We start from the raw sequence: 15,302 nt of genomic DNA on the forward strand, positions 1-15,302 counted from the left end.
CGACGACTGAGGGTCAGGCGGGGAACCGGACGGGTTGCGGTTCGCTGCTCGTCGTGGTGGTCCCGTTGCCGAGCTGCCCCTTCCCGTTGAGGCCCCAGCAGTACATCTCGTCGTCGGCGACGGCGCACACGTTCGCCGAACCGGTGGTGACCTCGGTGACCCCGGACAGTCCGTTGACCCGGTCGGGGCTCTTGTCGGGCTGGTCGCTGCGCGAACCCCAGCAGTAGGCGGAGCTGCCTGCCGCGGCACAGCCGCCGTAGGCCGCGGTCGACACCTCGGTGGCACCCCGGACGTCGATCCGGGTGGGCGTGCGCCGGTTCTGCTCGGTTCCGTCGCCGAGCTGACCGCTGGTGTTCTGTCCCCAGCAGAACACGCCACCGGAGCCGGCCACCGCGCACGTCGAGTACAGGCTCGTACTGATCGACGTGGGCGTGTCGAGTCCGAGAACGCGGGTCGGGGTCAGTCGGTCGATGGTGGTGCCGTCGCCGATCTGGCCCTCCCGGTTGTTACCCCAGCAGTACGCGGAGCCGCCGGCGATGGCGCAACTCGTGGTGTGCGAGGTGGAGACGGCGGTGACGTTCGACAGGCCGGCGACACGGGTGGGCACCTCCACCGATCCGGTGCTGCCGTTGCCGACCTGTCCGCTCGCGTTGTTACGCCAGCAGTAGGCGTCGCCGTCGCTGATCGCGCAGATGGTCAAGCCGACCGACACGGCTGTCACCCGGGACAGACCGGCCACCTTCGTGGGGAGCGGTACGTTCTGCCCCGGTTGGCCGACCCCGTATCCCCAGCAGTACAGGTCGCCCGAACTGATCGCGCACGTCGTGCCGAGGCCGCCCATGCTGACCGCCGACACGTCGGAGATGCCGGTGATCGCGACGGGCCGCGGCCGGTCGGTCGTGGTTCCGTCGCCGAGAGTGCCGCGTTCGTTGCCGCCCCAGCAGTACAGCCGACTCTCGCGCACCGCGCACGTACTGTCGCCGCTGGAGGCGATGGACTCGAAAGTGCCGCTGCCCGACGATGATCCGCCCGAGGTGCTGGGCCCGGTCGTCGACGATCCGGCGATCGTCGTCCCGGGTTCCGACTCCGATCCGCTGAGCGCGATGGCGGCCCCGACGATCCCGACGACGAGGACGAGGACGCCGAGAACCGCGGCGATGATCCATGCGGTTCGTGAGCCCGATCCCCGGGGTCCCGGGCCGGGCCCCTGGGGTCCGCCGGGGCCGGTCGGGTATCCGGGAGGGGGGCCGGGGGGTGGCCCGGCCGGACCGTACGCCGGGAACGGGGTGTACCGGCCGCCGCCGGGTGGCGGCGGGTTGTGGGCGGGTGCCTGCTGGGTGGGCTGGTGCTGACCCGGCGACTGGTGGTGTGGGAACGACGGTGTGGGAGCCGGGGTGGTCGCGATCCATCCCTCGGGCATCATCGGAGACGGTTCCGGCCGCCTGGCGTGCGGACTCGTCGGAGCGGTCTCGACAGCCCGCGCCAGCGTCGCCGCGAACTCCGAGCACGACGAGAACCGGTCGGCCGGGTTCTTGGCGAGGGCACGTGCGAACACCGGGTCGAGATGGCCGAGATCGGACCGACGCTCGGAGATCCGCGGCGCGGGTGAGTTGACGTGGCCGGCGATCAACGCCATGGGGGTCTGTCCGGGGAAGGGCTGGGTTCCGGTGAGCAGTTGGAACATGGTGCAGGCGAGCGCGTACTGGTCCGACGCCGGGATCGCCGCGTCGCCGGTGAGGATCTCGGGCGCGGCGTAGGCGAGAGTGCCGACGAACAGATTGGTGGCGGTCATCTTCGCGCCGTCCATCAGCCGCGCGATGCCGAAGTCGAGCACGGTGACGCGCGTGATCCGGCCATCGGGCCCGCGCGCGATCACGATGTTCGCGGGCTTGATGTCGCGGTGGATGACGCGTTGTGTGTGGGCGTAATCGAGGGCGTCGGCGACCTTGCCGGCGATCGTCACCACGTCCTCGATGGGCAGGACCGGTGCGGCGGTGAGGTCATCGCCCTCGAGATAGGTCATCGAGAACCACGGGCTCCCGTTCTCCACGCCATGCGTGTAGACGGTCACGATGCCGGGATGATCGAGTGCGGCCGCGGTGCGGGCCTCGTTGCGGAACCGCTCGGCGAAACTGGGGTCGGCGGGATTCGGCGAGATGATCTTGAGCGCCTCGCGCCGGCCCAGCGTCGGATGTTCGACGAGCCAGACTTGTCCCATGCCGCCGTGTCCGAGCAGCGAGAGAACGCGATACCCGGCGAACACGGATCCGGGCTTCACGACCTCCACGTCCGACGACCCCCCGTTGCTCGACGACAGGCTGTCCACCTGTTCGATGGGGTCACTGTATCCAGCGCTGCCGGCTCGCGAGGCGAACGGTGTGTCGTGTGAACGACGCCACTGGGGTCGGCGCCATCCGGCGGTGTGTCTCGGGACCACTACGCTGTCCGGGTGGACGGACTCGGTGGCGCGCTGCTCGTGGGTGGTACCAGCAGCGATGCCGGCAAGAGCCTGATCGTCGCCGGACTGTGCCGGGCGCTGAGCCGGATGGGCGTTCGTGTCGCGCCGTTCAAGGCGCAGAACATGTCGAACAACTCGATGGTCACCCTCGACGGCGGCGAGATCGGGCGCGCGCAGGCGTTGCAGGCGTTCGCATGCGGGCTCGAACCGTCCACCCGGTTCAACCCCGTGCTGCTCAAACCGGGCAGTGACCGTCGCTCGCATGTCATCCTCCGGGGCCGGCCGGCCGGTGACGTCGGCGCCGCCGACTACCTGGCCTGGCGGGCGCGTCTGCGCGCCGTCGTCGCCGACGAATTGGCGGGTCTGCGTGCGGATTTCGACGTCGTCATCTGCGAGGGTGCGGGTTCCGTCGCCGAGATCAATCTGCGCGCCAACGACATCGCCAATCTCGGTCTCGCCCAGGCGGCACGTCTTCCCGTGCTGCTGGTGACCGACATCGACCGGGGCGGATCGCTGGCCCACCTGTTCGGGACCACCGCCGTTCTCGACGACGCCGATCAGGCGCTGATCGCGGGTTTCGTGATCAACAAGTTCCGCGGCGACCCGTCGATCCTCGAACCCGGGCTTCGCCAGGTCGAGGCGATCACCGGACGGCCGACGTTCGGCGTGGTGCCGTTCGCCGACGACCTGTGGCTCGACGCCGAGGACTCCCTCGCCGCGCCGGTCGGGCGCCGCGTCGGGCCGCCACGGTCGTTCACCGAGTCCGGCTCCACCCCGGGCGCCCGGTTACGGGTCGCGGCCATCCGCCTGCCGCGGATCTCGAACTCGACCGACGTCGAGGCGCTCGCCTGCGAACCGGGAGTCGACGTCACCTGGGTCGACGACCCGGCCGGGGTCGCGGCCGCCGACCTCGTGGTCGTGCCCGGCACCCGCGCCACCGTCGCCGACCTCGAGTGGGTGCGGGCGCGCGGCATCGGCGAGGCGCTGAGCGAACGCGCCGCTCGCGGCCGTCCGATCGTCGCCGTCTGCGGCGGTTTCCAGATGCTCGGGCGCACGCTCGACGACCGGGTGGAATCCGGTCGCGGGCGGGTGCCGGGACTGGGGCTGTTCGACCTCGACATCGAGTTCCACACCGACAAGACCGTGCGGCAGGTCACCGGCACCGGGGGCGGCCCGATCAGCGGTTACGAGATCCATCACGGCCGCGTGGTCCGGTCGGCGGAGGACACCTGGATCGTCGACGACAGGTACGGACCGGAGGGTGCGGTCCGCGGAGCCGTGCGGGGTACGCACTGGCACGGACTGCTGGCGTGCAACGATTTCCGTCGCCGTCTGCTCGTCGACGTCGCCGCCGAGGCCGGGGTGCGCGGATTCCGTGTGGCACCGGACACCGACGTCGACGCCGAACGCCGACGGCAGGTCGACCAGATGGCCGACCTCGTCACCGACCACCTCGACCTCGACGCCGTGACGCGCCTCATCGAACAAGGGCCGCCACACAATCCGCCGATCATCCGGCACCACCTCGAAGCCTTCTAGGCGTTGCGGCCACCGTCGACGGGTGGTGCCGGCCGGGTTATCGTGGCCCAATGACTGAAGCCACGCAGGTGACCGTGAACGGCCTCACCTTCGACGTCCGGATCGGGGGACCGGAGACCGGTCCGTGGGTTCTGCTGCTGCACGGCTTCCCGGTGAACGGAAGCTGCTACGACCAGGTCCTCCCGCGCTTGCACGAGTCGGGCCTGCGCACCCTGGTGATCGATCAGCGCGGATACAGCCCGGGCGCGCGACCCGCCGAGGTGGACGACTACCGCCTCACCCACCTCGTCTCCGATGTGATCGGTGTGCTCGACGCGCTGGGCATCGGCTACGCGATCCTGGTCGGACACGACTGGGGTGGCATCGTCGCGTGGCACCTCGCCGGGAAGTATCCCGACCGGTTCACCGGACTCGTCGTCGGGAGCACCGGGCACCCGTCGGCCATGCGCGACGCGCTCGTCGGCAGCGATCAGCGTGAACGTTCGTCGTACATCCTCGATTTCGTCGCCGACGGGGCCGAGGAGAAGTTGCTCGCCGACGACGGGGCGGAGCTGCGGACCGTTGGGATCACCGCGGACGAGCTCGCCCCTCTCCGGGAGCCGGGGGCGCTGACCGCGGCGCTGAACTGGTACCGCGCGAACTTCACCGGCGACATCAAGGCGACGATGGCATGCCCGCCCGTGGAGATCCCGACGACGCTGCTGTGGAGCGACGCCGACACCGCGCTGGGCCGCGAACAGGCGCAGGGTAGCGGCCGGTACGTCTACGGCGACTTCCGCTTCTGCGAACTCGCCGGCGTGGACCACTGGATCCCGCAGCACGCGGCTCCGGCCCTCGCCAGCGAGATCGCGCTGCGCTCAACGATCTTCTGAGCCGCCCGGCGATCGCCGGGCGGTCAGATCTCGAGCCCGAGCAGTGCGTTCTCGAGGACCTCGGGCATCGCCGGGTGGATCCAGTACTGCCCGCGCGCCAACTCGTGTGCGGTCTGTCCGAAGTGCATCGCCTGGATGACCGGCTGGATGACGGTCGGTGCCTGCGGGCCGATGAGATGCGCGCCCAGCAGCCTACCGGTGCCCCGCTCGGCGATCAGCTTGCAGAATCCGGTGGTGTCCTCCATGGCCCAGCCGTAGGCGACGTCGCCGTAGGCCTGCACCTTGACGGCGATGTCGAGGCCGGCGTCGAGGGCCTCTCCCTCGGTCAGGCCCACCGATGCGATCTGGGGGTGGGTGAACACCGCAGCCGGCACGAACCGGTGGTCGAACGCATCCAGATCGGCTGCGTCCCAGCCCTTCAGGAGATTGGCCTGAACGACCCGCTGCTCGTGGTTGGCGACGTGCTTGAGCTGGTAGGGCGAGCTGACGTCGCCGAGCGTCCACACGCCGCGCGCGGCGGTGCGCCCGTGCTGATCGCACCGCACCCGGCCCTCGTCGTCGAGTTCGATGCCGACGGAGTCGAGGTTGAGCCGGTCGCCGTTGGGCTGCCTCCCCGTCGCGACCAGGAGCACATCGGCCTCGATCGTCGTGCCGTCGGAAAGCTCCACTCGCACACCGCCGTCGGGCAGGTTCTCGGCGTGGGTGATCGTGGTCTCGAGCCGGACGTCCCACTTCTCCCGGGCGACCTCGGTGAAGCGGTTGGAGATGTCGGCGTCCTGCTTGCGCAGCAGTGCCGGTCCGCGCGCGATGATCGACACATGTGAGCCCAGTGCGCCGAAGACGTGCGCGAACTCGGCGGCGATGTAACCGCTCCCGGCGATGATCAGGCGTTCGGGCAGCTCGGGCAGACGCATGACGTCGTTGTTGGTGTAGTAGGTGACACCCGAGTCGGCGATGACGTCGGGGATGACCGCGCGCGACCCGGCGGCGAGCACCACCTCGGCGGCGAGGACCGTGTCGCCGTCTCGCGTGACCAGTCGATAGCGGCCGTCGTCGTCGCGTCCGTCGAACTCGACGTGGGAGTCGTACACGGTGATGTTCTCGCACCGGTCGACGCGATACTCCTTGCCGCCCTGCGACAGTGGATCGATGCGGCCGAACACGCGCTCGACGATCCCCGGCCAGTCGACCGAGTCCACCTTCGCGTGGACGCCCAGGCGGGCGCCGTGGGTGGCGATCTCGGCCACCTCGGAGGCGTAGACGAACATCTTGGTCGGGATGCAGCCCACGTTGAGGCAGGTGCCGCCGTAGACGCCCTCCTCGAAAATCGCGAGGGTCTTGTCCGCGAACCGGTCGTCGGGGATCGCGTTGCCGCTCCCGGAGCCGATGATGGCCAGGTCGACGACCTGTGTGGCGGTCATAGGGGGTTCTCGCTTTCGGTTGAGAGGACGGCGGACAACCAGTGATCGACCTCGCGATACGCGTGTTCACGAGCGTGCCGGACGGACAGGAATACGTCATGCCGGGCGTCGGGGATCGGTACCGCGGTCACCCGGCCGCCGAGACAGCCGCTCCAGCGGGCGATGTGGGTGACGTCGAGGACGGCGTCGGCGTGATCGGTGGACGCGGAGTAGGTCCGGGCGAAATGCGTTTTGTCCGAACGTAACACGAGTGCAGGAACGCCGACGTCGATGCCGCGGTGCAGGCGCCGCTGCCCGGTGCGGACCGCGTCGAGGAACCCGAAGGTGACCGGGAAGCCGCCCAGCGGTTTCGCCGACAGGTCGTAGTTCCACTCGCCGTGGGCGCTGTCGTGCAGGCTCTCGCCGTAGGCCTGCGAGAGTTCCTTCGGGATCACCCTCGTCGGCGCGACGGCGGCGACCGCCTTGATGAGCATGGTCACCGGGAGCGTGCGCAGGATCGCATCGCCCTGCAGATCGAACCAGGGGGAGTTGAGCAGCAGCCCGTCGACCGCGGCGTGCAGGTCGGGCTCACGCTGCCGCAGCCGGTCGAGCCAGAGCGCGGTGATGAGACCGCCGGTCGAGTGGCCGGCCACCACGACCCGACAATCGGGGCCGACCTCGCCGAGGATGATCCGGAGCGAGGCGTTGAGCTCCTCGTCGTACATCGCGAGGTCGGTGGTGAAGTGTGGCGTGTGGTGCGCCTGGCGTGACCGTCCGCATTTGCGGAGATCCACCGCGTAGAACGCGTAACCGCGGTCGACGAAGAAGTCGGCGAGCGGCTCGTGGAAGAAGTAGTCGGTGAAGCCGTGGACGTAGAGCACCGCACCGCGTGCGGGTGACGTCTCGGCGCGGCGCACCAGGGTTGCGGTGACCGGCGACTCGCCGTCGGGGTCGGGGCCCAGCGGGAGCACGCGTTGCCGGTAGTCCTCGAGGAATCGGTCGGGCCGCCAGTCGGCGGCGTCGGATGCGCTCACGGCAGCCAGCATAGTGACAGGTCACCGACTGCTCAGGTGTCATGCAGCACACAGTTGCGCAGGTCGATTCTGTCGGGGGACATGCCATGCTGGACAATGGCGGTTGAGAAGGATCGGGCGAGAAGTGCCCGGTAGAAGAAGTTGCCATCCGGGACGACGTGCCGCGACGAACTCAGGTCACAGTGTCCCACCAGGTGAAGTGGAGTCCAGGTGTCGAAAACGGAGATCACGACCGACGTCGCGTTGGTGGGTGCGGGAATCATGAGCGCCACCCTCGGTGCACTGCTCCGGCAGTTGCAGCCCGACTGGTCGATCAGCCTGTTCGAGCAGCTCGACGCGGCAGCCGCGGAGAGCAGTGACCCGTGGAACAACGCCGGCACCGGCCACTCGGCGCTCTGCGAGCTCAACTACACGCCGAAGACCGCCGACGGTGACGTCAACATCGACAAGGCGCTCACCATCAACGAGCAGTTCCAGGTCTCGCGCCAGTTCTGGGCCCATGCGGTCGACAACGGCATCCTCGGCGACCCGTCGGAGTTCATCAACCCGATCCCGCACGTCGCGTTCACGCACGGCGCGGAGGGGCAGAAGTACCTGCGCAAGCGTTACGACAATCTCGCCACGCAGACCTTGTTCGAGGGCATGGAGTACATCGACGACCCCGCCGAGTTCACCGCGCGGCTGCCGCTGATGTCGCAGGGGCGCGACTTCGCCGACCCGGTCGCATTGAACTGGTTCGATCAGGGCACCGATGTCGACTTCGGCGCGCTCACCCAGCAACTCCTCAACTACGTCGCACACGGCGCCGACATCTACTTCGGCCACTCGGTCACCAACCTGTCCAAGCAGTCCGACGGCAGCTGGATCGTCAAGGTCCGCAACGGGCGGACCGGGGAGAAGCTGTCCGTGCACGCGAAGTTCGTCTTCGTCGGTGCCGGTGGTGGCGCACTGCATCTGCTGCAGAAGTCGGGGATCAAGGAGGCCAAGGGATTCGGCGGATTCCCGGTGTCCGGTGAGTTCTTCCGCTGCACCAATCCCGATCTCGTCGCCGAGCACCACGCGAAGGTCTACGGGCAGGCTGCCGTGGGTGCGCCGCCGATGTCGGTGCCTCACCTCGACACCCGGGTCATCAACCACAAGCCCGGCCTGCTGTTCGGTCCGTACGCCGGGTGGTCCCCGAAGTTCCTCAAGAGCGGCAAGATCACCGACCTGCCCGCGTCGATCAAGCCGGGCAACCTGCTCCCGATGGTGTCGATCGCACCGAAGGAGTTCGGACTCCTCAAGTACCTCATCAGCGAGCTCGCCGCCGGCCCCGCCGACCGGGTGAAGACGCTCTCGGAGTTCGTTCCCCGCGCGCTCGGCGCCGACTGGGAGCTCATCACCGCCGGCCAGCGCGTGCAGGTCATCCGCAAGACCGGCGTGGGTGGGCAGCTGGAGTTCGGCACCGCGGTCGTCGCCGCAGGCGACGGCACCATCGCCGGTCTGCTGGGTGCATCCCCCGGTGCCTCGACCGCCGTCCCGGCGATGATCTCGGTTCTCGAGCAGTGCTTCCCGAAGGAGTACGCGGGCTGGTCGTCGAAGCTGTCCGGGATCATCCCTTCCTTCGGCCAGAAGCTGAACGGCAACCGCGACCTGTACCGCCAGGTCTGGGACTGGACGAACAAGTCCCTGCAGCTGACCGAGCGGACCGAGACCCCGGCCGAGACGGGTCGGCTCGCCCCCGCCACCGCCGGCTGATCACTCGCGAGATGAAGTCCGGTCGCGTTGTGTGCTAACCACGACACATGATCTCCGAACCGCGGGTGCATCGCGCCCTGGCCGATGACATCGACGCAGCCACGCTGTATCGGATACTGCGGCTGCGGGTCGAGGTCTTCGTCGTCGAGCAGGCGTGTCCGTACCCCGAACTCGACGGACGGGATCTGGAACCGACCACGCGACAGTTCTGGATCACCGACGAGAACGGGTCCGGCGAGGCGGGGTCGGTGCTGGCCACCCTGCGTCTGCTGGAGGAACCGCAGGCCGATGGCGGTCAGGTCTTCCGGATCGGGCGGGTGTGCACCGAGCGGAACCATCGGGGCCACGGTCTCGTGTCGACCCTCATGACCGCGGCGCTCGACGAGGTCGGGGACCGGCCGTGCCGGATCGAGGCACAGGCCTACCTGACCGACATGTACGGCAAGTTCGGCTTCGCCCGCGACGGCGAGGACTACCTCGAGGACGGGATACCCCACGTGTCGATGCTCCGCGCCGGGTCGCGATGACCCCCTACGGTGAACCTCCCGCCCCTGCCGGTCCACCTGCTGAGGTGCGGTACCCCTTCAGCGCCGTCGTCGGCCAGGAGCAACTGAAACTCGCGCTGATCCTCTCGGCCATCTCGCCGGGCATCGGAGGTGTCCTGATCCGCGGCGAGAAGGGCACCGCGAAGTCGACGATCGTCCGTGGACTCGGCCCCTTGCTGAATTCCCCCGGGGCGGCGGACGAGTCCGCCGGCCGCGTCGTGGAGCTGCCGATCGGCGCGACCGAGGACCGGGTGATCGGCTCCCTCGACCTCACCTCGGTGCTGCGGGACGGCCGCGCGGAGTTCACTCCCGGTCTGCTCGCCCGTGCGCACCGCGGGGTCCTCTACATCGACGAGGTCAATCTGCTCGCCGACCATCTCGTGGACGTGCTGCTCGATGCGGCGGCGAGCGGGCGGGTCACGATCGAGCGCGACGGCGTGTCGCACACGCAGGCCGCCGATTTCGTGCTCGTCGGCACCATGAACCCGGAGGAGGGGGAGCTCCGTCCGCAGTTGCTCGACCGGTTCGGGCTCGCCGTCGACGTGGCGGCCGGTCGCGAGGTCGACGAACGCGTGGAGGTGGTGCGCCGGCGGATGGCCTACGACGCCGATCCGGCATCGTTCGTCGCCGCCCACGCCGACGCCGAACACGAACTGACGCAACGCATTGCGACCGCGCGGGCCGCAGTGGGCGCCGTCGGACTCCCGGACCGGGAGTTGCGGCGGATCGCCGGGATCTGTGCGCACCTCGACGTCGACGGCCTGCGCGGCGACATCGTGGTGGCGCGGACCGCGCTCGCGCACGCCGCCTGGCGCGGTGCCGACGTGGTCGAGGACGTCGATGTCCGCGCGGCCGTCGAGCTCGCGCTGCCACATCGCAGGCGCCGCAATCCCTTCGACGAATCCGGGCTCACCCAGGATCAGCTCGACGAGGCCATGTCGGCGGGCGACGAAGCCGCCGGACCCGAGACGCCCGACGACGACCCGGGACCACCCGAGACGCCACCACCCGGTGGTGGAGGCGAGCCGCCGGCGGCACCAGAGGCCGGCACGGCACCCGATGCCGCACCCGAGGCCGCCGACGCACCCGGCACCGACGACGCCCCGCAGCACGCACCCGGCCCCGCATTCGGCGCGGCGCCGGCCCCCACCGGTCGCCGGCTGAGGACCCTGCGCGTCGACGGCCTCGGCGACGGCGACCCGGGCCGCCGCTCGAAGGCCCGCAGCCGCCGCGGGCACACCACCCACGCCGTCGACTTCGACGCCGCCCGACCGGTTCACCTGTTCGGCACCGTCCTCGCCGCCGCCGGCCGGGCCGCCGGACGCGAGGACGGGACCGGGCCCGGCAGTGTTCGGATCGCCGCCCCGGATCTGCGGTCTGCGCAGCGGATCGGTCAGGAGTCGAACCTGGTCGTGTTCGTGGTCGATCTCAGCGGTTCGATGACCGCCCGGCGGCGGCTGGCCGCGGTGTCCGAGCTGTGCGTGGAGATGCTGCGCGACTCCTACACCCGCCGCGACCGCGTCGCGGTCGTCGTCGCACGGGGGTCCGCCGCGACACTCGCGGTGCCGCCCACGAAGTCGGTCGAGATCGCGGTGCGCCGCCTGGAGGAGATTCGTACCGGTGGTCGGACGCCCCTCGGTGAGGGTCTGCAACTGGCGGCCGACGTCGTGCAGCGGTGTCGCCGCGCCGAACCCGACCGGCGGCCGCTGCTCGTGGTGCTCACCGACGGGCGGGCCACGTCCGGCCGTGACGCGTCGGGACGGAGCGCGATGACACGCGCACGGGAGGCCGCGGACGGCATCCGGCGGCGCGGCATCGGGTCCGTGGTCGTCGACTGCGAGCAGGGAATGGTCCGGCTCGGGTTGGCCGGCGATCTCGCGGCCCACCTCGGCGCGAGCCTGATCCCCATGGACGAACTGTCGGCCACCGCCCTCACCGGACCGGCACCCGCACGCGGGGCGGCCTGACCCGCCACCGAACCGACCACTGACAGCGCGAGGAGAAGTCGAGTGCCCCAAGGAGTTCCGGTCAGCATCCCCGACGACGGGCTGACGACGCGACAGCGCCGCAATCAGCCTGTGCTCGCGGTGCACACCGGCGACGGCAAGGGCAAGTCGACCGCTGCCTTCGGCATGGCGATGCGCGCGTGGAACGCGGGCATGCGCGTCGCGGTGTTCCAGTTCGTCAAGAGCGCGAAGTGGAAGGTCGGGGAGGAGTCGACGATGCTCGCCCTCGATCGGGTCCACGCCGAGACCGGTGCCGGCGGTCCGGTCGAGTGGCACAAGATGGGCCAGGGCTGGTCGTGGCTGCGCGCCAACTCCGACCACGATGACGACCACGCCGCCGCCGCGCAGGCGGGGTGGGCCGAGATCGCCCGCCGTCTCGACGCAGGCGAACACGACTTCTACGTCCTCGACGAGTTCACCTACCCGCTGCACTGGGGATGGGTGGACACCACCGAGGTCGTCGAGACCCTCGCCCGACGTCACGGACGCCAGCACGTGGTCATCACCGGCCGGCGCGCGCCGGCCGAACTCGTCGACGCCGCCGATCTGGTCACCGAGATGCGCAAGATCGCCCACCCGATGGACGCCGGCCGCAAGGGGCAGAAGGGGATCGAATGGTGACACCCACGGGGGCCACCACCGGGGCTCCGGCCGCCGGTTCGACGCCGGCCGTAGTGATCGCCGCGCCGTCGTCCGGCAGCGGCAAGACGACCGTGACCACCGGCCTCATCGGTGCCCTGCGGGCGGCCGGTCACCGGGTGGCGCCCTTCAAGGTCGGTCCGGACTACATCGATCCCGGGTACCACGCCGTCGCGGCCGGCCGGCCGGGGCGCAATCTCGACCCGAATCTGGTGGGCGCCGACCGTATCGCGCCGCTCTTCGCCCATGGCGCCGCGGGCGCCGACATCGCGGTCGTCGAGGGCGTGATGGGCCTGTTCGACGGCCGCATCGTCGACTCCGGCACCGCGGACGAGGACGGCTCCCTCGGTGTCGGGTCCACCGCGCACGTCGCGTCGATGATCGGCGCGCCGGTGATCCTCGTCGTGGACGCCGCGGGCCACAGCCAGTCGCTGGCCGCCGTGCTGCACGGATTCCTGTCCTACGACCCCTCGGTGTCGATCGCGGGCGTGATCCTGAACCGGGTCGGTTCGCCGCGTCACGAGATGGTGCTCAGGCAGGCGGCCGCGCGGGTGGGACTGCCGGTCCTCGGCGTGCTGCGCCGTCACCCGTCGCTGACGGTGCCCTCCCGCCACCTGGGCCTGATCCCGGCCGCCGAACGCAATGCCGATGCGGTCGCGGCCGTGGACGCGATGACCGAGCACCTGCGCGGCGCCCTCGATCTCCCGGCCATCGTCGCCGCCGCCCGCGGCCGGTCGACACCCGACGCGACGCCGTGGTCGGCGGCGGAAGCCGTTGCGCCCCATCGCCACACTGATCTGACCGGGTCACCGGTGATCGCCGTCGCCGGGGGAGCGGCGTTCACCTTCGGCTACACCGAGCACGCCGAGATGCTGACGGCCGCCGGCGCGCGCGTCGTCGTGTTCGACCCGCTCGTGGACCGGCTGCCGGCCGACGCGGCCGGTGTCGTGATCGGCGGTGGCTTCCCGGAGGAACACGCCGAGGCGCTGGCCGCCAACGAGGTGCTGCGCGCCGACCTCCGCGCGCATGCCGCCGCGGGCCGACCGATCCACGCCGAATGCGCGGGTCTGCTGTACCTGTGCGAGCAGCTCGACGGGCACCCGATGAGCGGCGTCCTCGACATCCCCGGCCACTTCGGCCCCACCCTGACACTCGGTTATCGCGACGCCGTCGCCGTGAGCGACTCGGTCCTGTTCCGGACCGGCGAACGCGTGACCGGCCACGAATTCCACCGCAGCGGGGTCGGGGACGGGGCGCTCGCACCCGCCTGGGCGTGGCGGGACACGGCCGGCCGGGCTTCGACGCACGGGGTGACGACCTCCTCGGTGCACGCCTCCTACCTGCACCTGCACCCCGCGGCGATCCCGGAAGCGCTGTGTCGCTTCGTCTCCCGTGCCGCCGCGGTGGCCCCGGCGAGATCGGCGTCGCGGGCCGGGAACACCGCCGGGATGTCCTGATGCTCGACCATCGGCTCCGGGAGACGCTCGACGCGTTGGCCGACCACGGCGCCGACGACCCGGCGCTGCTCCGGGAACTGCTGGAGGCGGTCCTCGTCGTCGGGCAGGGCGTCGAACTCGACCGGGCGCTGCAGCGCATCGTCGAGGTCGCGGCGGGGCTGGTCGATGCCCAGTACGGCGCCCTCGGCGTGCGCGGTCCCGACGGCGGCCTGAGTGAGTTCGTGCACATCGGGATCACCGATGCCCAGCGGGCCACCATGGGGCACCTCCCCGTCGGACGCGGGGTGCTGGGCCTGCTCATCGACGACCCCCGCCTGCACCGCATCCACGACCTCGGCGCCCACCCGACCTCGGTCGGCTTCCCGCCGAACCACCCGCCGATGCACACGTTCCTCGGGGCGCCGATCATGGTGCGCGGGGAGGTCTTCGGCAGTATCTACCTGACCGAGAAGCGGTCCGCGGAGGACTTCTCCGAGGTCGACGAGACCGTCGTCGCGGTGCTCGCGGTCGCCGCGGGGATCGCCGTCGACAATGCGGGCCTGTTCGAGCGGGCCCGCACCCGGCACCGCTGGATGCAGGTCCTCGCCCGGCGCGGGTCGGAGCCGCTCGCCGGAATCGCGCTGTCGGACACCATGTCCCGCATGTGTGCCGACGTCGCCGATCTGGTCGGCGCCGTCGACGTGTACTTGTTCACCGAGCTGGCCGGACAGGTGGAACTGCGTGGTCACACCGGTGACCCGGTCGAGGTCGACACCTTCATCGCGCCGGACGCCACGGCCCTGCGGGTGCAGCGAGCCGGTCAGATCGCCGACTCGCTCATCCGCCACGGCGCGCGCTGGACCTCGGTGCAGCCGCTCCAGCGCGCCTCGGGGGCGTTCGGGTGGATGCTCATCACCCACCGCAAACGGCCGTACTGGGACGACGAGGAGATCGCCGGTCTCGCGGGTGTCGCCGAAGTCGCCTCACTGGCGGTGGTCTACGCCGAGCAGCAGCAGATCGCCCGCGATCTGGAGGTCCTCGAAGACCGGCACCGGATCGCCCGCGACCTGCACGATCACGTCATCCAGCGACTCTTCGCGGTGGGGATGTCGGTCCAGACGCTGCTGGCCGGGACCACCGACCCGGCTGCCGCGACCGCGCGCCTCGAACAGATCATGACCGATCTGGACCGCACGATCGCGCAGATCCGGACCTCGATCTTCGACCTGCAGACGGCGTATGGACCCGATGCCGATCAGACACTGCGGCGGCGGGTCCTCGACATCGTCGCCGAATTGTCCGGGCACGCATCCATCTCCCCGAGCGTGGAGTTCGACGGCCCGGTCGACACGGTGGTGCCGGATTCCCTCGGACCGCACATCGACGCGGTCCTGCGGGAGGGGTTGAGCAACGCGCTGCGGCACGCGCGCGCCGAGCACATCGAGGTCTCGGTGACCGCCGACGACGTGCTGACGGTCGAGATCAGCGACGACGGCATCGGCATCGGCGCCGACGTGACCTATCGCGGACTGGAGAACCTGACGCGGCGGGCCGAGGACTGCGACGGGACGTTCAGCGTCTTCACCCGCACGGGCGGGACGACGCTCACCTGGTCCGTGCCTCTCCTGGGATAGCT

The 15,302-nt window shown here is 70.4% G+C and carries 12 protein-coding genes; 8 read left to right on the forward strand and 4 right to left on the reverse strand.

Annotation, left to right across the window (positions count from 1 at the left end):
• Positions 1–13: 13 nt before the first annotated feature.
• Positions 14–2,278: a protein kinase domain-containing protein gene (locus tag BCM27_RS11025; protein WP_231895972.1), complete on the reverse strand. Its 2,265-nt coding sequence runs from the start codon at positions 2,276–2,278 to the stop codon at positions 14–16.
• Positions 2,279–2,449: 171 nt separating this feature from the next.
• On the opposite strand from BCM27_RS11025, the gene BCM27_RS11030 reads away from it, so the two are divergent.
• On the forward strand, positions 2,450–3,997 hold the full coding sequence (locus BCM27_RS11030) for a cobyric acid synthase (RefSeq protein ID WP_033203558.1): 1,548 nt from the start codon (positions 2,450–2,452) through the stop codon (positions 3,995–3,997).
• Positions 3,998–4,065: 68 nt separating this feature from the next.
• Positions 4,066–4,869 carry an alpha/beta fold hydrolase gene (locus BCM27_RS11035; protein ID WP_033203557.1) on the forward strand — a complete coding sequence of 268 codons (804 nt, stop codon included), beginning with the start codon at positions 4,066–4,068 and terminating at the stop codon, positions 4,867–4,869.
• A 23-nt stretch (positions 4,870–4,892) separates the two neighbouring features.
• On the opposite strand, the gene mtr is transcribed toward BCM27_RS11035, so the two are convergent.
• The 3 genes from mtr to BCM27_RS25870 are packed head-to-tail and all read right to left on the reverse strand — an operon-like array spanning position 4,893 to position 7,566.
• Positions 4,893–6,290, reverse strand: a complete 1,398-nt coding sequence (mtr, locus tag BCM27_RS11040; protein ID WP_004572259.1) for a mycothione reductase — start codon at positions 6,288–6,290, stop codon at positions 4,893–4,895.
• The gene (locus BCM27_RS11045) at positions 6,287–7,315 is read right to left on the reverse strand and encodes an alpha/beta hydrolase (protein ID WP_004572258.1); all 1,029 of its coding nucleotides are present in this window, start codon (positions 7,313–7,315) and stop codon (positions 6,287–6,289) included. The genes mtr and BCM27_RS11045 overlap by 4 nt, the downstream gene beginning before the upstream one ends.
• 20 nt (positions 7,316–7,335) lie before the next feature.
• The gene (locus BCM27_RS25870) at positions 7,336–7,566 is read right to left on the reverse strand and encodes a hypothetical protein (protein ID WP_162180533.1); all 231 of its coding nucleotides are present in this window, start codon (positions 7,564–7,566) and stop codon (positions 7,336–7,338) included.
• Here BCM27_RS25870 and mqo point away from each other — a divergent pair.
• From mqo to BCM27_RS11075, 6 genes are read left to right on the forward strand one after another with little or no spacing between them, the layout of a single operon-like run.
• The gene (mqo, locus tag BCM27_RS11050; protein ID WP_004572257.1) at positions 7,514–9,040 is read left to right on the forward strand and encodes a malate dehydrogenase (quinone); all 1,527 of its coding nucleotides are present in this window, start codon (positions 7,514–7,516) and stop codon (positions 9,038–9,040) included. The genes BCM27_RS25870 and mqo overlap by 53 nt on opposite strands.
• A gap of 47 nt (positions 9,041–9,087) precedes the next feature.
• Complete coding sequence (locus tag BCM27_RS11055) at positions 9,088–9,567, forward strand: GNAT family N-acetyltransferase (RefSeq protein WP_004572256.1); 480 nt, start codon at positions 9,088–9,090, stop codon at positions 9,565–9,567.
• Positions 9,564–11,552, forward strand: a complete 1,989-nt coding sequence (locus tag BCM27_RS11060) for a VWA domain-containing protein (protein ID WP_004572255.1) — start codon at positions 9,564–9,566, stop codon at positions 11,550–11,552. The genes BCM27_RS11055 and BCM27_RS11060 overlap by 4 nt, the downstream gene beginning before the upstream one ends.
• A gap of 42 nt (positions 11,553–11,594) precedes the next feature.
• Entirely contained in the window at positions 11,595–12,212 is a 618-nt protein-coding gene (gene cobO / locus BCM27_RS11065) for a cob(I)yrinic acid a,c-diamide adenosyltransferase (protein ID WP_004572254.1), read from the forward strand.
• Positions 12,206–13,687, forward strand: coding sequence for a cobyrinic acid a,c-diamide synthase CobB (locus BCM27_RS11070; protein ID WP_004572253.1), 1,482 nt, complete (start codon positions 12,206–12,208; stop codon positions 13,685–13,687). The genes cobO and BCM27_RS11070 overlap by 7 nt, the downstream gene beginning before the upstream one ends.
• A complete protein-coding gene (locus BCM27_RS11075; protein ID WP_004572252.1) occupies positions 13,687–15,300 on the forward strand; it encodes a GAF domain-containing sensor histidine kinase in 1,614 nt (537 codons plus the stop codon). The genes BCM27_RS11070 and BCM27_RS11075 overlap by 1 nt, the downstream gene beginning before the upstream one ends.
• The last annotated feature ends 2 nt before the right edge of the window (positions 15,301–15,302 follow it).

The sequence above is a fragment of the Gordonia terrae genome (genome assembly GCF_001698225.1).
GTDB lineage: Bacteria > Actinomycetota > Actinomycetes > Mycobacteriales > Mycobacteriaceae > Gordonia > Gordonia terrae.

Excerpts from the sequence above, each read along its gene's own strand:
- BCM27_RS11075 (WP_004572252.1), top strand. The coding sequence starts at position 13,687 with ATGCTCGACCATCGGCTCCGGGAGACGCTCGACGCGTTGGCCGACCAC.
- BCM27_RS11070 (WP_004572253.1), top strand. The coding sequence starts at position 12,206 with ATGGTGACACCCACGGGGGCCACCACCGGGGCTCCGGCCGCCGGTTCG.
- BCM27_RS25870 (WP_162180533.1), bottom strand. The coding sequence starts at position 7,566 with ATGATTCCCGCACCCACCAACGCGACGTCGGTCGTGATCTCCGTTTTC.
- mtr (WP_004572259.1), bottom strand. The coding sequence starts at position 6,290 with ATGACCGCCACACAGGTCGTCGACCTGGCCATCATCGGCTCCGGGAGC.
- BCM27_RS11055 (WP_004572256.1), top strand. The coding sequence starts at position 9,088 with ATGATCTCCGAACCGCGGGTGCATCGCGCCCTGGCCGATGACATCGAC.
- BCM27_RS11060 (WP_004572255.1), top strand. The coding sequence starts at position 9,564 with ATGACCCCCTACGGTGAACCTCCCGCCCCTGCCGGTCCACCTGCTGAG.
- BCM27_RS11045 (WP_004572258.1), bottom strand. The coding sequence starts at position 7,315 with ATGCTGGCTGCCGTGAGCGCATCCGACGCCGCCGACTGGCGGCCCGAC.